This is a genomic window from Methylobacterium sp. CM6246, assembly GCF_054818005.1.
In genome coordinates, this window is record NZ_JBTXKY010000001.1 from 5429374 (window position 1) to 5444751 (window position 15378).

At 66.5% G+C, this 15378-nt stretch carries 17 protein-coding genes and 1 tRNA gene; 2 read left to right on the plus strand and 16 right to left on the minus strand.

Annotation, left to right across the window (positions count from 1 at the left end):
- Positions 1-121 precede the first annotated feature (121 nt).
- The 3 genes from ACYQPG_RS26245 to ACYQPG_RS26255 all read right to left on the minus strand — a co-directional run bounded on the left by ACYQPG_RS26245 (position 122) and on the right by ACYQPG_RS26255 (position 1890).
- Positions 122-628 (minus strand): hypothetical protein, encoded by a 507-nt coding sequence (locus ACYQPG_RS26245; RefSeq protein ID WP_461232042.1) that lies wholly within the window; start codon positions 626-628, stop codon positions 122-124.
- A gap of 189 nt (positions 629-817) precedes the next feature.
- On the minus strand, positions 818-1516 hold the full coding sequence (locus ACYQPG_RS26250) for a hypothetical protein (protein ID WP_461232043.1): 699 nt from the start codon (positions 1514-1516) through the stop codon (positions 818-820).
- Positions 1501-1890, minus strand: coding sequence for a DUF2188 domain-containing protein (locus ACYQPG_RS26255; RefSeq protein ID WP_461232044.1), 390 nt, complete (start codon positions 1888-1890; stop codon positions 1501-1503). The genes ACYQPG_RS26250 and ACYQPG_RS26255 overlap by 16 nt, the downstream gene beginning before the upstream one ends.
- A 178-nt stretch (positions 1891-2068) precedes the next feature.
- Between ACYQPG_RS26255 and ACYQPG_RS26260 the strand changes: the two genes are divergently transcribed.
- Positions 2069-2284: a hypothetical protein gene (locus tag ACYQPG_RS26260; protein ID WP_461232045.1), complete on the plus strand. Its 216-nt coding sequence runs from the start codon at positions 2069-2071 to the stop codon at positions 2282-2284.
- Positions 2285-2327: 43 nt separating this feature from the next.
- Here the strand turns inward: ACYQPG_RS26260 and ACYQPG_RS26265 are convergent, their stop codons facing one another.
- From ACYQPG_RS26265 to ACYQPG_RS26320, 12 genes are all read right to left on the minus strand, one after another.
- Positions 2328-2867, minus strand: a complete 540-nt coding sequence (locus ACYQPG_RS26265) for a hypothetical protein (RefSeq protein WP_461232046.1) — start codon at positions 2865-2867, stop codon at positions 2328-2330.
- A gap of 116 nt (positions 2868-2983) precedes the next feature.
- Entirely contained in the window at positions 2984-3316 is a 333-nt protein-coding gene (locus ACYQPG_RS26270; protein ID WP_461232047.1) for a hypothetical protein, read from the minus strand.
- Positions 3317-3410: 94 nt separating this feature from the next.
- Entirely contained in the window at positions 3411-6830 is a 3420-nt protein-coding gene (locus ACYQPG_RS26275; RefSeq protein ID WP_461232049.1) for a phage tail tape measure protein, read from the minus strand.
- 12 nt (positions 6831-6842) lie between these two features.
- Positions 6843-7271: a hypothetical protein gene (locus ACYQPG_RS26280; RefSeq protein ID WP_461232050.1), complete on the minus strand. Its 429-nt coding sequence runs from the start codon at positions 7269-7271 to the stop codon at positions 6843-6845.
- 23 nt (positions 7272-7294) lie between these two features.
- Positions 7295-8242, minus strand: a complete 948-nt coding sequence (locus tag ACYQPG_RS26285; protein ID WP_461232051.1) for a head maturation protease, ClpP-related — start codon at positions 8240-8242, stop codon at positions 7295-7297.
- Positions 8239-9243 carry a hypothetical protein gene (locus ACYQPG_RS26290; RefSeq protein ID WP_461232052.1) on the minus strand — a complete coding sequence of 335 codons (1005 nt, stop codon included), beginning with the start codon at positions 9241-9243 and terminating at the stop codon, positions 8239-8241. Before ACYQPG_RS26290 ends, ACYQPG_RS26285 begins: the two co-directional genes overlap by 4 nt.
- A 145-nt stretch (positions 9244-9388) precedes the next feature.
- Positions 9389-9949, minus strand: coding sequence for a hypothetical protein (locus ACYQPG_RS26295; protein ID WP_461232053.1), 561 nt, complete (start codon positions 9947-9949; stop codon positions 9389-9391).
- 271 nt (positions 9950-10220) lie between these two features.
- Positions 10221-10427 carry a hypothetical protein gene (locus tag ACYQPG_RS26300; RefSeq protein WP_461232054.1) on the minus strand — a complete coding sequence of 69 codons (207 nt, stop codon included), beginning with the start codon at positions 10425-10427 and terminating at the stop codon, positions 10221-10223.
- Positions 10428-10516: 89 nt separating this feature from the next.
- Positions 10517-10813 carry a hypothetical protein gene (locus tag ACYQPG_RS26305; RefSeq protein ID WP_461232055.1) on the minus strand — a complete coding sequence of 99 codons (297 nt, stop codon included), beginning with the start codon at positions 10811-10813 and terminating at the stop codon, positions 10517-10519.
- 146 nt (positions 10814-10959) lie between these two features.
- Positions 10960-13218 (minus strand): phage/plasmid primase, P4 family, encoded by a 2259-nt coding sequence (locus ACYQPG_RS26310; protein ID WP_461232056.1) that lies wholly within the window; start codon positions 13216-13218, stop codon positions 10960-10962.
- Entirely contained in the window at positions 13215-13367 is a 153-nt protein-coding gene (locus ACYQPG_RS26315; protein ID WP_461232057.1) for a hypothetical protein, read from the minus strand. The genes ACYQPG_RS26310 and ACYQPG_RS26315 overlap by 4 nt, the downstream gene beginning before the upstream one ends.
- Complete coding sequence (locus ACYQPG_RS26320) at positions 13367-13630, minus strand: hypothetical protein (RefSeq protein WP_461232058.1); 264 nt, start codon at positions 13628-13630, stop codon at positions 13367-13369. The genes ACYQPG_RS26315 and ACYQPG_RS26320 overlap by 1 nt, the downstream gene beginning before the upstream one ends.
- Positions 13631-13649: 19 nt before the next feature.
- Between ACYQPG_RS26320 and ACYQPG_RS26325 the strand changes: the two genes are divergently transcribed.
- A tRNA-Gln gene (locus ACYQPG_RS26325) sits at positions 13650-13732 on the plus strand.
- Between the two features lie 283 nt (positions 13733-14015).
- On the opposite strand, the gene fabF is transcribed toward ACYQPG_RS26325, so the two are convergent.
- Positions 14016-15284, minus strand: coding sequence for a beta-ketoacyl-ACP synthase II (fabF, locus tag ACYQPG_RS26330; RefSeq protein WP_461232059.1), 1269 nt, complete (start codon positions 15282-15284; stop codon positions 14016-14018).
- Positions 15285-15378: the final 94 nt, after the last annotated feature.

The window sequence follows — 15378 nt, forward strand, 5'->3', positions numbered from 1 at the left end:
AGTCATGTCGCGAGTCGCGCGATCGACCGAGTCATTCGGTCGCATCTTATGCGAACAAAACGGGAACATCCACCGATAAAACATGGTCCGTATTGCCACACTGCCGCTGAAGTGTGACATTTCAGTTAGTCCGATCGTTGAGAGACGGAGCTGTGGCGGGCACTGCGATGGCAAACGCCATCGGCCGCTCTCGCCGTGCCACGATCCGGCACCGATCCCGAAGCGTGACCTCGTGCTTCGGCCACAACTCGCACGCAGCCTCGAACGCCGCCCGCGCCATAGCGATGGGATAGATCACCGCAAGCTGCGCCTCGACGCAGCCGCCCGTCTCCTTCCAAACCTCGATCGTGAACGGCACGCCCGGCGGGACCGGTGTCGTCGGCCGGGCCGGCGGCGGCAGCGTGATCGCGGCCAGGCACAGGTGCTCGTACTTCCGCGCCGGCGGCGACCCTGTCGGGCGCTGGTATCGGCACGACGCCGTCAGGGTGCGCAGGATGTCGAGCGTCGACATATCCGGCCCGAACCGCTCGCGGAGGCTGGCGACCGAGTACCGACCGGACCGCTTGCAGGACGAGCAGTCCACGTAGACCCGGCCCGGCAGAACATCCCGCAGAGAGCCCACCGCCATCGCCTCCATTCTGGAACGAATGCGGAACATGCCAGATCTGGGTGCGCGGTTCAGCGGGGTGCAGCTTGGGCTCGCGCGATGCCGGTGGAGGGCTGTGGATCGCGTCGAAGAACGCCAGCGCTGTCAGGTGCTTCGAGCGCCCTACGAAGCATACTCAATCGCCAGGCGGGAGCGTGGTTAGAACCTCAGCTAAGCCGCCGGGGGAGCGAGCTCCGCCTCAAGCGCCTCCCCCGGCTGTGCCCGAAGTCCGGCCACGTACTCGCTGACAATCTCGTTATAGTCGCCGAACAGCAATTCGTCGGGCCGCATGTCCTTAGCCGCACTTAGCCTGGGTAGGAAGCGCTCAAAGCGATGGTACTCACGAACCATGGCTTGACCACCTCCGGCGCCACTAGCCTCCGGCAGAAGACGCAACCAAGCGGTCAATTCCACGATTAACTGGTCGACCTCAGCTCCATGCGAGGTAACGTCCTGTCCGCCGATATCGCTGATATATTGCGGGAAACGATAAGGCTCTCGGTCGAAGACAATGCAGCGCTTGTCCTCCTGGGGCTTCCCGCCAAAATGGTGAGCGCCGTACCAAAGCCCGAGCTCTAACGGCATGTTGAACCGAGGCAAACCTGCAGCATTGGACTCGGTGCGCGAGATATCATGCACGGCGTACCGGCATTCACTGATAATGATCTTGATTTTCTCTAATCTGTTTTGTGCTCCATCGGCATATTCGAGCGCGCACCGGGCTAGAAATCCACAGCGAACGACTGTCCAAACGATGGCAAAGAAAAAGGCTTTGTACCCTGGGTCAAAGGGACAGTTGATAAATACGTCTCGATCGTTGGTGCTCTTCGGAAGAGCAGGACGGCGTGCGGGCCTTACGTTTCGCGCCACGTCCGCCTCTTGCCAGCAGGTGATTTACGAACACGCTTGGCGATAGGAGCTGCGCCTTTTTTGTCGAGTTCACGTGCGCGAGCCACTGCCTGAGCTTGGGTCGGCAGGATCGCGCTAGCCCGCTTGGCGCCAGGCCGCATGACGGCATATTGCCCATCGTCGCGCCGCACAACGCGCATCGCGTTGGACGCAGCAAGCGGCTTCTTCGTCTTCGTCTTTTGAAGGTCTTTGAGCGCGTTGGCTACGGCGGCACGGATCTCCGCTGTCGTGAAATTGGTCGATTTAGTCTTAGGCGCCAGCACGCGCACACCGTCGTAGGTTTGGCCGATCGATTTGTATTGACGACCAGTTTTCTTGGTCGGCGCCGTCGCCATCTGCCTACTCTCGGTCGACCCGCCGTTCATCAGCCGAGCCCAATGGCACCACGCTATCAGCGCGGCGCACACTTGTCATTCCTATACCATTCGGCATCATCGCGTGTCCGCTGAAGGCTGCGTTGCGCAGGCCCTTAAGGGCTACCGGCGATGCACAAGCATCAGCAATGGAGCTGGAATGACGAATTTTCCAAATCAAATGGGCCAACTAAAGCCATGGTTCGGCAAGCGCTATCACTTCGAACCCAAGCAAGACATAACGGCGTTTGAGCTCTCGCAAATCTTGATATTTATTGGCGAGCAGACTCCAGACTCAAGCGTTGCGGGATGGAAGGATTTTCCGAACGGCATTCCGGCACCTCTCGACCGCCACTTTCGTATGCTTGAATACTAGGTATTTTCTCGCCAACTTCCGGTAGCGCCCCTGCCGGGAGGGGTCACTCTTCGTTAATCCGCGACATGATCTCAGGGTTGACGTAGAAATCCTTCGAGACCTTGACTAAGCTTTGACTTTTAAACTTATCCCAATTGATTTTGTTGTAAATTGCTCTATCGAATTTATAGGAGAATAAAATATCTCTCTTTGTGTTTCCATAGTCGTCTTGAGATATCAGATTGTACAAGAAGAAGCACTTATCCGCTACCGGCTCGGTATCATACAGAATTTTGACTTGTATCGGCGCCATCTGCAAAGCGATCGCGAAGGTGGTTTTTGTGGGGGCTCTCATAAGCTCCCCTTTGCTCATGTCTTGATTCAACAAATCCATCTTTTGAAGCACAGGGACTGACTTGATGACCTCGGCCTGATCAGCATCAACTATGATCTTGCACGAGCTATTGTTCGTTATTGCATTACTCTGTTTGAAGCCCATTGCTTCGAGTACAGAGGACATCATTTTGGCTTTGTCTTCGTCCGCAGCCTTCGCGCCTCCTGCGACGGCAATTAGACAGGCAGCAATCACAACGCGCTTGAGCATCGGCCACTTCCCACAACCTTAGCGGGAAGATGCCGGTACAACCCTAGCTTGGCAATGGCGACCAAGTTCGATTCGCGCGCTTACCTTAAGGACCGACTTTCAAGCCACAATCGGCGTCACCGCTTTTGCCACCCGACCACGACACCGTTCTCAACCTCAACGCGGTTGGCGAACCGGTTACGACCGAGTTTCGTGTACTTGAATGTCTCGACCTTCTTGGTCTTCAGCAGCCGTTCCGCGATGCCATCGGGCCTGCCCCAGGAGTCGCACAGCTGCTCGCGGGTCATACCCTGGCAAATCTTCTCGGCCATGATGAGGTCGACGATCTGAGCATCGCCGTACTTGGCCATCATGCGCTTCCGACGTGCGGCATCCATCGCTAGGCGCGCGCCGGTCCGCAGAAGGAAGACGACGATCGCGCCGCCTCCCACCACGTACATGAACTCCATGCCGCCCCCTCCCGCTCTAATTGAGCGGATGGTGCTCCGCGGGGTCGTGTGGCGTCAATCGTCAAGGTTGGCTTGGCCCCCGAATCCTGAGGCTTCAGCTCCAGTCCGCCAGATCCTCTTTCGCGCCCGGCTCCGTCACGCCCATGTCGGCGGTGAGCCCGCCGCGCCCGCGCACCTTGAGCGCCGTGGCCCGCATTCCGGCCCTGTGCAGTCCCGTCACCTCGATCTGGCCGTGGAAGCCCATGTCGGCGAGCCGGTCCACGTGGCGGCCGAACTCCTCGACGTGCTGGCTGATCCCGCCAGCGCGGCCGCCGCCACCCCCGATGCCACCAGGGGGAGCCTCCGGGATTTCGGGCATACCCCGCGGGATCGAGCGGATCGCACCGTTCGGCATGCGCATGGTGCCGTTGCCGAGGTCAAGGCCCTCCTTGCCGTCGAGACCTCGCACCAGCCGGGGCTCATCCGGCGTCCTAGCTGCCACGGGGCCTTCCTTCGGCATAGGGACCGGCTTCACCGTACCGATGCCGTCCCGAACGCCGATGCCAGCGCCTCTCCGGCCGTACCACGCGCCCCAGCCCTCCTTGCGGGCTGTCCGGAGTGCGAAGTCGATCTGCTCCTTCCAGTGCTGCGGGTCGCTCGCGTGGTGCCCGGTCTCGGCGGTGTACCGGTTGCCGAGGCCGCCGGAGCGCCCGTAGTGCAGCTGGAAGGGGCCGAAGCTGGTGGGCTTGCCGTTCTCGTAGTCGCCCGGGGTCAGGCGGTTCGGGTTCGAGCCTCGCAAGCCCTCGCTGTTGGCGATCCGGAGCGCGATGTCCGGATCGATGCCCTGCGAGAGCGCCGAGGCACGGATATGGGCCGCGAACTGCGGATCGATGTTGCGGAGATCGCGAGCCGAGATACCCCCGCCGCCACCTGATCCGCCGCCGTAGCGCTGGACGCCGGCGCCGACACCGCCCGAACCGCCACCGCCGCCGCCGCCGCCAAGGCTGGCTTTGCGGATCATCCCGCCGAGGTCACCGCCACCGCCGAAGCTGGCCTTCTGGATCAGCCCACCGCCACCTCCGGCCCCGCCGCCCATACCCTCGCCGGGGGCGAGATGGATCGGCACGAAGATGCCCTGGCGAAACTGCTCGTTGAGCCGCTGGAACAGGGTCTTGCCCTCGGCCTCGACCTCCGGGGCCTTCTCCTTCACGCCGTCAGCCACGCCCTTGCCGACCTTGGTTCCGGCATCCTTCCCGACCTCGTCGGCCTTCTTGCCCAGCACCATGTCGGGCAGGTTCGGGTCGAGGGCGCCAAGGAGGCCGCGGCCGATGCCGTCCTTCGAGAACTCCGGCATCTTCAGGGTGTCGTAGTGCTCGGCCAGTTCGGCCAGCCCACCGATCGCCGTGATCCCGAGGGCGCCCTTGGCCAGTCCGGCCAGCTTCCCGCCCTTCTTCACCCCGTCCGGCAGGCCGCCGTTCACCGCCAGCTTCGCAGCGGCCAGTTCGAGGGAGGCGGCCGACTTCGTCAGCGCCAGGGCCGACCCCATCAGGCCCAGGGTACCGGCGGCCTCCGCGATCTTCCCGCCGACCACCGCGACCGTCGTGCCGACCGCGACCAGCTTGGGGTCGAGCTCGGCAATGTGCTGCTGGAAGTCGGCAATCGCCGAGGCCGCCTTCGAGAGCAGCCCGCCGTTCTCGCCGTTGTTGTCCAGCGACCGGCCCATCGCGGTCTCGACGTTGAGGCGGGTGTTCTCGATGCGCTTCAGCGCGCCGTAGAACCCGCCCATGACCGCATCGCCGATGGACTTGGCGAACCCCTCCGGGGTCTCCGCGATCTTCTTGCGGTACTCGTCGAACAGCTCGGGCTTTTGGGCGATCGAACCGAGCTTGCCGCCGTGCTCGCGTGTGACCAGAGCGTTGAGCTGTGCCTGGGTCGGGTGGGCGTTGATGACCGCCCGCAGCAGGCCCTCGGTGTCTACCGATTCCGCTGCCATCTTGTAGAAATCGCCGACCGTCTTGGCGATCGCGTGGGCGTCGGCTGCCTTGAGCTGGCCCTTCTTGTTCTTGTCGAAGCTCTGCCCGATGATCCCGGTGGCATCGGCCGTGAACTTGTCCCGGTCCAGCAGGGCGTCGGGATCGTTCATGAGCGCCTGCAAGCGCTGCATCTGCCGGGGCGACATATCCTTGCCGAAGCTGCGCTTCACCGAGCTGCCGAGGCGGTCCGCGTTCAGCGCGTCCGGCATGCGCACGAAGTTCTGGTACTTCACGCCCATCGCGTCGAGGGCGGTGAGGCCCCCCTTTGAGGGGGCGATGAACTTCGACGAGATGCCGCGTGCCGCGGTCCCGGCCTCCTCGCCCGAGTAGCCGGATTTCCGGAGCAGCGCGAAGATGGTGTCCATGGTCTCGATCGAGAACCCGGCCCCGGTCGAGGTCGCGCCGCCCATCTTGAACGCGGCCTGGATGTCGTGGTCTTCGAGGCCGCCGACCTTTGCGGTCTTCACCGCCAGATCGACGTTCCGGCGCATGACCTTCTTGGCCGATGCCGCATCGTCGATGTGCTGGTTGGTTGAGAACACGATGCCTTCGAGGGTCTTGGCCGCGCTCGGCAGGTCGACGTTCATCGCCTGGGCGTAGTCCTTGATCTCCTCCACGAACGGCTCGACCAGATCCTTCCGGACGCCGCGGCCGGCGAGCGTGCGCTGTGCGTGCAGCACCTGGATGTCGTTGAAGGTCGAGGAGCCACCGAGGCGCACAGCCTGGTCGATCCGGCTCTGGCGCTCCGCCGGCGTCAGGCCGGCCATGGCGACCTGCCGGCGGATCTCCATGTCGAACTCGGCGTAGCTGTGCTCGGCCGCCTTCGCGGTGGAGCTGATCTTTCCGCCGACCACCACGGCACCTGCGGACACCAAGCCTTGTCGGGCCGCAGAACGCTCCTGTCGGACCACGCTCTGCTTGGCCGCGTGATCCTCGACGGCGATCTGGCGCTTGAAGGCAGCGGCGGCCTGATCGGTGCTGCGGGCCAGGTTGCGCTGCTGCTGCTCGACCCGGGACAGATCCACGCCCAGGCGGGAGGCCGCTCCCTCGGCGGCACGTAGGGCAGCCGTCTCTGCGCTGAACGCCGCCGTCAGGGCCTTGGTCTCACCCACCGCCATCCGGTGCGCCTCCCCGAGGCGCCGGACCTCGGAGGCCAGCTTCACGGCCTGCTCGCTGCCCTTCACGAAGGACGAGGACTTGCTGAAGTCGGCCGCGGCCTTCTTCGCCGCGTCGTACTCCCGGGCCAGCCGGGCGGCCTCCGACCCGACACGCTGCATACCCCGCACGGTCGCTTCGAGGGGGCCGCGGGCCTGCATCACGGACTGCGCGGCCCTGGTCGCCTGCGCGTTGAACTCCCACGCTTTGTTCAGCTTCTCGATCTCGGCCGTGTACTTGCCGACCTCCAAGCCCTGTTTGACCGCCTTGGCGACCTTGGCCATCTCGGCCTCGACCCGCTGCTCGGCGGTGATGAGGAGCTTTGCCTCGATGACCTTGGATGCCATGGCCGGTTCTCCTCAGTGGGTGCCGGGGACGGTCGGGATTGCATCGCCGATGGCCGCGGTCGCTGCATCGAGGGCAGTCGTCGCTGCTGTCAGCGCCTCCGTCTGGCCATTCACGGCGGCTTCGAGCTTGGCGTAGGCCTCGCGCGACGCGGCGGTGTTGATCTCGCCGAGCTGCCGGAACACCATGTTCAGGATCTGCTGCGACGAGTTCGGTTCGGGCTGCGCTGCCAGCACGGCGCTCGCGCGGGCCAGGGCGACGCCGACCTCCGACCGCATTGCGAAGGTCGCTGGCACCTGGACGTTGCCGGCCTCGTCGATCGTGAACACTGCGCGGTCGCCGGCGAGCACCACCACGGACAGCCTCTCCCAAGTCTCAGCGGGCAGTGCGACACCCGATCCCTCGGCGTTAGGGGTCGGATCGACATGGGTTTCCACTGTCATCGATGCATCTCCGTATGCGCTGATCAGAGTGGCGCCAGGCCAGGACGGGCGATCTCCCGACGCATGCTCGCCAGAGGATCGATAGGTGCAGCCTGTCGTGCGGTCGGCGTCGGCCCAAATCTGGCCCTCAGCTCGGCGAGCACCGCGAGGTGCCCCTTACCGGAGGCGATGAACGCGGCGGCTCGCTCGGGCTGACCGGCCAGGGCACACATTTCGGTAATCGCGCGCTCCCGAGCCTCGGCCTGCGGCACCATCCGGGGCGCTACCGGGCCTCGGCCGCCGCCGGTCGAGCGGCCCGCTGCGTGTGCGGTTGTGAAGGCGCCCCGGCTCCATCCCCGGGCATCCGCCAAAGCCACCAGCTGCGCGGGCGCATGGGCATAGGCTCGGAACGGAAACGCCGCCGCGGCGGTCGCAGGAACGGATGCTGTGCCGATACGGGTCGCGTAGCGTTTCGCCACCGCGTCCTCGGCGGTGAACCACGTCTCGGCCCGCATCTCGGCCCGGACCTCGGCCTCCGAGCGCCCGGTCGCATCGGCGTAGATCGACGCCATGGACGCGGCCAGGGTGCGTAGGACGCCGGCGGTGCCCTCGTGGTCGTCGGCCGTGCCGACCGTGAGGCCGGAGGGATCGTGGATCATCATCAGCGATCCGCGGGCGATGACACGGTCCGCGCCGGCCATAGCGATGATCGACGCGGCGGAGGCCGCGACGCCCTCCACCACCGTCGTCACGCGGCCGGCGTGGGCGGACAACACCGCGTGGATCGCCGAACCCTCGGTGGCGATGCCGCCCGCCGAGTTGATCCGCACCGTGACATCCGTGCGGCGGCCGAGCATCGCGAGGGCGGCGACAACATCGCCGGCGGTGAAACATCCCGGGCCATCATCGCCCCCGAAATCGAGACCGGCACCCACGATGCCGTAGAGGACGAGGCACCCGTCCTGAATGAGGCGGTCAGCGGCGGCGGTCATGCCGCCCCCTGCAACATGAACCCGCCGCCCGGCGCCCTTTCAGCCTCGGATAGGCCCGCGGCCGGATCCGGATCTAGCGGGGTCGCCACCGGCCAGTAGGTGAAGCGGTGCGGGATCGGCTCGGCCACAGGCTTGCGCCACGACGGCGACGCCTGGGGCTCGATCTGGGCGATCTCGGCCAAGATCTGTGCCGGGCTACGCTCAGTCGCGTGGGCGGCGGACCAGAACGCCGTGGTGCCTGCGTACAACGCTGGCAGGCTGATCCCGGCCGCCAGGGGCGGGAGGGACTGCCCGGCGTCATCGTACAGCACCACGTCGCGTCGGTAGGTCACCCGGACGCACGGGATGTCCCGGCCATCACGGTCGATCGTCCCGTGATCGGAGTTCCCCCGTATGGCCCGGACGCGGGACTGATCGGCCTCGGGCAGCGGCTCGATGTTGCCGACGGTGCTCCACAGATCGACTTCGGCCGTGCTCATGTCGAGCGGCAGGCGGGCGGCGTCCCGGACGGCCCGCTCCGGGGAGCGGATGGGAGCGGCACCGTCGGGCAGCTCGGCGTTCGCCTCGATCACCGCCGCCTCGGCCTCCGCCACGGTGCGGAGCAGCGAGTGCACCCGCCGGGCGATGTCGGGGTAGTCCTGGGCCAGGGCCTGCTGCGCGGCCTGGGCCAGTGCCTGGGCGTTCTGGTACCGGGCCCGGCGGCCGGCCTGTTGCTGGTCGTCGCGGACGTAGGCGATACGGCTCGTCAGCGCAGCCACCAGCGCCTCGGACCGGTCGAGGTCGACGGTCGCCCGGGCCTTGGCCGCCTGCAGCTTCTCCAGCTCGGCCGGCGTGGCGTCGAGGATCCGGTCACGGTAGGCGCCCTCGGCTGCCTCGCGATCCCGGGTCGCCACCTCGATCTGCTCGCGACCCTCGGCCAGCGCCGCGGCGAGCGTGTCGAGATCGGTCTCCTTGCGGCTGATGCCGATCAGGCCGGCGAGGTCTTTGGCGAGCTTCTTCACGGATGCAGCTCCTTCAGGTGAGGGAATGGTTGCGGGCCGCGCCGTCCCCCTGCGCGGCCCGCGCCCCGGTACGGCCCCGGGGACCGCAGCGACGCCCGGAGCAGTCGACCGGCGTCGCCACGATGGGAGAAGGGGAAGTGGGCGATCATGGCGCGACCGCCGCTGCTGCCATCCGCGGGTCGAAGCCCTGGAAGGCGGTCGGAGCGTGCGGACCGGCGTCGTCGTCCCCGGCGGGGGTGAGGCCCAGCGCCTCGGTTACATCGCCCACGATCAAGCGGGTGTCGTCGCAAGCCGCGGCGTGGGCCTGCATGGTGGCCGCCGCCGAGATCCCGGCCTCGACGAGGGCGCAGGCCATGGCGGTCGGCAGGGCGAAGGCGACGACGTGGGCGCCGTAGAGCGCACCGGCGGCAAAGGCGTCGGGCAGGTCGGTGCGGGCACGGTAGGCGGCCGGCGTCGGGAAGGTGCCGATCTGGGGGCGGGGCAAGCCGTTGACCGTAGACCGCCGCGGCGTGGACCGTAGACGGTCTACGGTCTCCTTCTGACGGTCCGGGTCGACATTCGCGAGGAGCGCCCGGCGGACCGCCACCTCGTCGAACTTGCCATCGCTTCCCTTGGGGATGACCCCTTTCTTGGCCAGCCGGCCGAGGCCCGAGGGATCCCGGTTGAGGCGCCTGGCGAGTTCTCTGAGGGAGAGCCGTTCGGACAAGGTGTAGACCTCAAAAATCGAAGTTGCCGGGAGGGCGGAGCCGCGCCTCTACAGCCCGCGACCCGTCGATCTTCCTGGGAGAACCTAGTGTTGCCCGACGGCCACACAGGCCCTCTGCCTGGCCTGTGTGGGTCGACCGCGGCACTGCACCTCGGAGGTACTCCGGCGGCCGGCCGCTATCGCCTCGGGTGTCGCTCCGGCCCGTGCTCCATGGGCCGAACGGCACAGGGCCGAACCGCACCATCATCGGTTCCGGCCCGCTAAAAATGGCTCAGGCCGCCTGGCGCTGGATGGGGGTATCCAGTTCGGGCAGTGCCACGCCGTCGGCAGCAAGCCGCTCCCGCACAATGCGGCGCAGGTACTCCGGCGTGCTGGTGCGGCTCCGACGAGCAGCTTCCACCACAGCCGCGCTGAAGCCGGGCTCGCCCCTGAACTTCACAATGTCCGTGAACTGCAGAGATCTACCGGCGGCACTCATCGTTTGGCTCCAGGTCTAGGTGACTGGTGCAGAAAGGTGCTCGCAACGGGCCGCTTTCGATACGTCGCCATTTCCGCGGCGTGCACCGATCAGCCTCGGATGAGGTCGCCCAATCCTTCGTCTAGGAAGTACGGCGCGACCGCCGGGCCGGCTCTATCGCCCGCGAGGTAGGCACGCAGCGCTGCCGCGTCGTCGTTCAGGAACATCGCCAGCGCGACCCGAGAGACGAGCCAGGGGCCGCCCGCGACGTGCCGGCCGATGTCATGGTCCCGACACCACATCCTGATGGTGCGCTCGGTCCGGGCGGCGCGAGCGGCGGCCTCTGCGGTCGTGAGACCCTCGCGGCGGTCGAACGGGATCAGGCACCGCGGCAAGTCGCGTCGCATCGCGATGACCGGTGACACAGGGTTTGAAGTGGGGGAGCGTGGGGAGGGTTGGGGACCGTTTTCCGTATCTCCCCATACGTGCGTGCGTGCGCGTACGTGAACACATACCGAGGAAGCTCCCCGACCCTCCCCGCGAGCTGTCCGGGTCATTCTGCGGCCTCATGGAAAGGGCTGCGCACTGGGATCCGAAGGCCGCGGTACACCATCGTTCCGTGGCTTTTGTGCTTCTGGAACCCACGCTTCTCCATGCGGCTGGCGAAGTCTTTGTGGGAGCTGGCGGTCTCACCCGAGCGCCGGGCAAACGATTGCCAGGCGTTGAATAGCTCGGTGCTGGTGGCGGTCTTGAACTCGTTGCCCGGCTCGCAATCGCACTCCTCGGCCAGCCAAAGCCCGAAGGCGTCCTGCGTGGCGAAGTATTCCTCGGTCGCCGCCTTATCCCGCTCGGACCGCACCAAGCCGTTCTGCTGCCAGTCCAGGCACCCCTCGATCGCCCAGCGCAGGATCCCCGGCCACTCGGCTTGGAGCTTCTGCGGCAGCAGCGGGTCCGCCACGAGCGGTTTGTTCTCGAACGGCAGCATGATGAACCGCCGGCGCATGGCAGCGTCGACGCTGTTCAGGTTGGGCTTGTTGTTGCCCATGATCAGCAGCAGGAACTGCGGCACGTAGGTGAAATTATCGCACCGCATGAACCGGGCGGTGATCGGGTCGCCGCCGGTCATCTGCTTGATCCGGCTCTCCGCCCAGGCCCTGCCCTCCTCGGTCTCCGATGCCGTCACCAGCCGGGCCCCCCGCAGCATGGCGAGGTCGGTCGAGTGCTTGTCCCCGTGCGAGGCCATGAACGTGTCCATGGTCGCGGTCACCGCGTAGTCGCCCAGGATCCGGGCCAGGGTGTTGACCAGCACGCCCTTGCCGTTGCCGCCGTCACCAAAGGCGAAGGGGAGGATGTGCTCCCGGGTCTCACCGGTGAGCGCGATGCCGGCCAGCTGCCGCAGCAACCGGATCATCTGCGGGTCGCCCTTAGTCGCCTGGTCCAGGAAGGCCAGCCACAGGGGGCAATCAGGCCCCTCGGCCGGTGCGATGGCAGTCAGCTTGGTGATGCCGTCGGCAGGGTCCGGCTCGCGCAGCTCGCCGGTCCGGAGATCGATCGTCCCGCCGGGTGTGCCCAGCAGCCAGAGGTGAGGATCCCAGGCCTCCTGGGTCACGGCGAAGGCCGCGTCGGTGCGGGCGAACTTCTCGACGCCCCCGGCGAACGCCGTCTTGCCGAGGACGGCCTTGCCCTTGAGGTCGTCGCCGAGGGACCGCGCAAGCTCCCGGGCCAGCTCGCGCGCCCAGCGGAACGCGATCCCCACCCGGTTCTGGCGCCACGCCGCGCCCGTCCACTCGAACCACCCGTTGTGGTCGTGGCAGAAGCGCAGGCGGTCGCGGTAGAGCTCGACGAAGCGGATCGTGGCCGAATCCTCGGTTACGAGCTCGTCGATCGTCGAAGCGCTCCGCTGCCGGCGCGGCCGTGACGCCGCCTTGTCCCAGCAGCGCCGGACCTCCTTCTCCAGCCGGTCCGCGTACTTCTCGCCGATGCCGGCTGGATGCCGCGCAAGCAGGTCGACGATCTCGGCCACGCCCCAACCGTAGTCCTTGAGCCAGCCGACGGTGTGCATGAACTCGTCGGAACGCTTGCCCTCAGGCGCCCCGCACTCGACCAGCCGCATCAGCTCGTCCGGCAGCTCGCGCCGGGGCGCCGCGCGGGCTCCGGGCGGCTCGGGCTCGAAGTCTGGACCAGCAGCCTTGGCCGCACAGCTCGTCGCTAGGTCGAGCAATTCCACCGTGGCGTCGATCTCGGCATCCAGATCGGCCAAGCTGTCCGGCGAGCCCGGCAGATGGTAGCCGGTGACTACGACGTATCGCTCACAGCTCCGGTAGGTCTCGATGCGGCCGCCGTTCGAACCGAGCACCGCCTGGTTCCGATGGACCTTCGGACCCGTCGCACGCCCGATAATGCGGAGACCCGTGCCCGAGGTGGTGACCTCGGCGTAGCTCGCGGCTCGATCGACCTGCGCCTGGGCCCAGGGTTCGATCTCCCTCGTCTCCGGGTCCCGGCAATTGTCCAGGTCGAACATGCCGAAGGTCGAGCCGGCCAGAGCGAAGCCGATGCCGTGCACCTGGCCGGTCTCGTAGGCGGCGACCGCCACCTCGAAGGAGCGCCACGTGTTCGACCGACTGCTGGCCGCTTTGGAGCGCGGCGCGTCGGCGATGAACGGCACCTTGGTCAGCTTGCCGGACTTGGCGTGCGGCTCCCACCTCCACACCAGCCAGCGGGGCTCGGCCCGCATCGCGTCCAGGGCGGCCGGCAGAGGCGGGAACTTGGTCCCGGGCACCGGCAGGGGCGGGATCGTCTGCGGGGCACTCATCGAGACGCCTCCCCGCTCGCGAGGACGTGGCGCTCCAAGGCTTCGATGGCCTGGAGCAGAGCCGCTTGGCACGCCCGGATGTTTGGGTCGGCGTCGGGCGTCGACATGAAGCGGAGGACCGCTTTGAGCTGGCAGAGGATCGTCGGCATCAGGCGCCTCCCCGCAGGAAAGCGCGTGCCTGGGCGCGGCCGGCGAGTACGCAGATCACCATGCCCTGGTGGTCCAGAACCGCCGTCAGGGCGCTTGCCAGAATCGGGCGATCCGCCCTATCTCTGAGATCGGTTCTTTGGTTGGAGCCGCTCTTTTCAGCGCCGTTGCGGGCCTTCACCCCCGCGACGGCGTTTTCTTTTGCAGTATTCGTTCGAGGCGGTTTCTCGGTCGGGTTTCCGCCGCTAACCCTTTGATCTTTCATGGTCGCTTTTTCCCTCAGTCGGGGAAAAAGCTGAGTTTTTACAAAGCACCGGGGTGGACTCTGACTCCTCTAGTCCTGGTTCGAATCCAGGTCCCCCAGCCATCGAATTCAGCCCGCCCGGTCAGTGACTTGGCGGGTTTTTCGTTGCCTGAATGCGCTCAGCAACCGGTTCGACACGATGTGCGGGCTTGCCAAGGCCTGCAGCGCAACGCAGGCTGATTTGCGCGCGATACGGATGAAACACGAAGTCCTTGTTGATGGAGCCTCTCTCCCCGGCGACAGCACCGTACAACCCGTAGACTTCGTCTGGATTCATTCGAGATTGGAATAAGCTCCGAACACCCGTGTATGGCCTCGTCGTTTACTAATATCCGTGAATCGATTTTCAAAAAGAGTTCATCCGCTTGAGGATGATGCTGGCGTTGACACCCCCGAACCCAAAACCGTTCGACAGCGCGTAGTCCACAGAGGCCCGCCGAGCCTCCGGTCCGATGAGGTCCAGGCCTGACGCGCCCGCGTCGGGATCGGTCAGATTGAGGGTGGGCGGCAAGACGCCCTCGCGCAATGCCTGCACCGTGATGATCGCCTCCAGACCGCCGGCGGCGCCGAGGAGGTGGCCGGTTGCGGACTTCGTCGAGGAAATGGCCGGACCGTCCTCGCCGAAGACGGACCTGAGCGCCGCCAGCTCCCCCGAATCGCCGACCGACGTCGCGGTCGCGTGCGCGTTGACGTAGCCGATGGCGGCGGGTTCCAGCCCTGCCATGGCCAGGGCCGTGGTGATCGCCTGGCGGGCGCCGCTGCCATCCGCGGGACCGGCGGTGAGGTGGTAGGCGTCGGCGCTTGTGCCGTACCCGACCAGTTCGGCCAGCGGGACGGCGCCACGCGCCTGCGCGTGCGTCAGAGTTTCTAGCACGAGGATGCCGGCGCCCTCACCCATGACGAAGCCGTCGCGTCTTTGGTCGAAGGGCCGCGACGCGGCGGCTGGCGTGTCGTTGAACGCCGTCGAGAGGCTGCGCGCCGCGGCGAAGCCGCCGAGCGCGACGCGTGTGACGCAGGCCTCGGCACCGCCACAGACGACGACATCGGCGTCGCCGGCACGAATCAGGCGCATCGCATCCCCGATGGCTTGGACGCTCGCCGCGCAGGCGGTGACGGGAGCCCCGAGCGGTCCCTTGAAGCCGTAGCGGATGGAGACATGGCCGGCGGCCAAGTTGACCAGGAAGGCCGGCACCGTGAACGGCGACAGGCGCTGCGCGCCGCGGGTGCGCACGGTCTCCACAGCGTCCGTGATGGTCTGGAAGCCTCCGATGCCGGAGGCCACGATGGTCGCGGTGCGGACGCGCTCCCACTCGCTGGAGGGTTTCCAGCCCGACTGCCGAAGGGCCTGTTCCGCGGCCGTCAACGTGAACTGGATGAACCGGTCCATCTTGCGGAGGTCCTTGACCGGGATGAGGGCGCCCGGATCGAACCCGTCCGGATCCTCGTCCCGGGACGGCACGAGCCCGGCGACCTTCGCGTCGATGTCGGGGACGAGGTCGTCCGGCAAGCGCCGAACACCGGATTCGAATCCGACGAGCCGGCGCCACATCCCTTCGACGCTGCAGCCGAGCGGGGAGACGACGCCCATTCCCGTGACCACGATTCGTTCGCGCATCGTTATCCTCTGGCGGAGTCCTGGGTACGCCGCGGACGTCGCGCGGCACCTGCGGGTCCGGCCAGGATCGGCACGGTCGCGCGTTCAGGCGATG

What these genes read in the sequence shown, in the direction of transcription:
- ACYQPG_RS26245 (WP_461232042.1), bottom strand. Translation starts at nt 628, where the DNA reads ATGGCGGTGGGCTCTCTGCGGGATGTTCTGCCGGGCCGGGTCTACGTG.
- ACYQPG_RS26255 (WP_461232044.1), bottom strand. Translation starts at nt 1,890, where the DNA reads ATGGCGACGGCGCCGACCAAGAAAACTGGTCGTCAATACAAATCGATC.
- ACYQPG_RS26260 (WP_461232045.1), top strand. Translation starts at nt 2,069, where the DNA reads ATGACGAATTTTCCAAATCAAATGGGCCAACTAAAGCCATGGTTCGGC.
- ACYQPG_RS26265 (WP_461232046.1), bottom strand. Translation starts at nt 2,867, where the DNA reads ATGCTCAAGCGCGTTGTGATTGCTGCCTGTCTAATTGCCGTCGCAGGA.
- ACYQPG_RS26270 (WP_461232047.1), bottom strand. Translation starts at nt 3,316, where the DNA reads ATGGAGTTCATGTACGTGGTGGGAGGCGGCGCGATCGTCGTCTTCCTT.
- ACYQPG_RS26275 (WP_461232049.1), bottom strand. Translation starts at nt 6,830, where the DNA reads ATGGCATCCAAGGTCATCGAGGCAAAGCTCCTCATCACCGCCGAGCAG.
- ACYQPG_RS26280 (WP_461232050.1), bottom strand. Translation starts at nt 7,271, where the DNA reads ATGACAGTGGAAACCCATGTCGATCCGACCCCTAACGCCGAGGGATCG.
- ACYQPG_RS26285 (WP_461232051.1), bottom strand. Translation starts at nt 8,242, where the DNA reads ATGACCGCCGCCGCTGACCGCCTCATTCAGGACGGGTGCCTCGTCCTC.
- ACYQPG_RS26300 (WP_461232054.1), bottom strand. Translation starts at nt 10,427, where the DNA reads ATGAGTGCCGCCGGTAGATCTCTGCAGTTCACGGACATTGTGAAGTTC.
- ACYQPG_RS26305 (WP_461232055.1), bottom strand. Translation starts at nt 10,813, where the DNA reads ATGCGACGCGACTTGCCGCGGTGCCTGATCCCGTTCGACCGCCGCGAG.
- ACYQPG_RS26310 (WP_461232056.1), bottom strand. Translation starts at nt 13,218, where the DNA reads ATGAGTGCCCCGCAGACGATCCCGCCCCTGCCGGTGCCCGGGACCAAG.
- ACYQPG_RS26315 (WP_461232057.1), bottom strand. Translation starts at nt 13,367, where the DNA reads ATGCCGACGATCCTCTGCCAGCTCAAAGCGGTCCTCCGCTTCATGTCG.
- ACYQPG_RS26320 (WP_461232058.1), bottom strand. Translation starts at nt 13,630, where the DNA reads ATGAAAGATCAAAGGGTTAGCGGCGGAAACCCGACCGAGAAACCGCCT.
- fabF (WP_461232059.1), bottom strand. Translation starts at nt 15,284, where the DNA reads ATGCGCGAACGAATCGTGGTCACGGGAATGGGCGTCGTCTCCCCGCTC.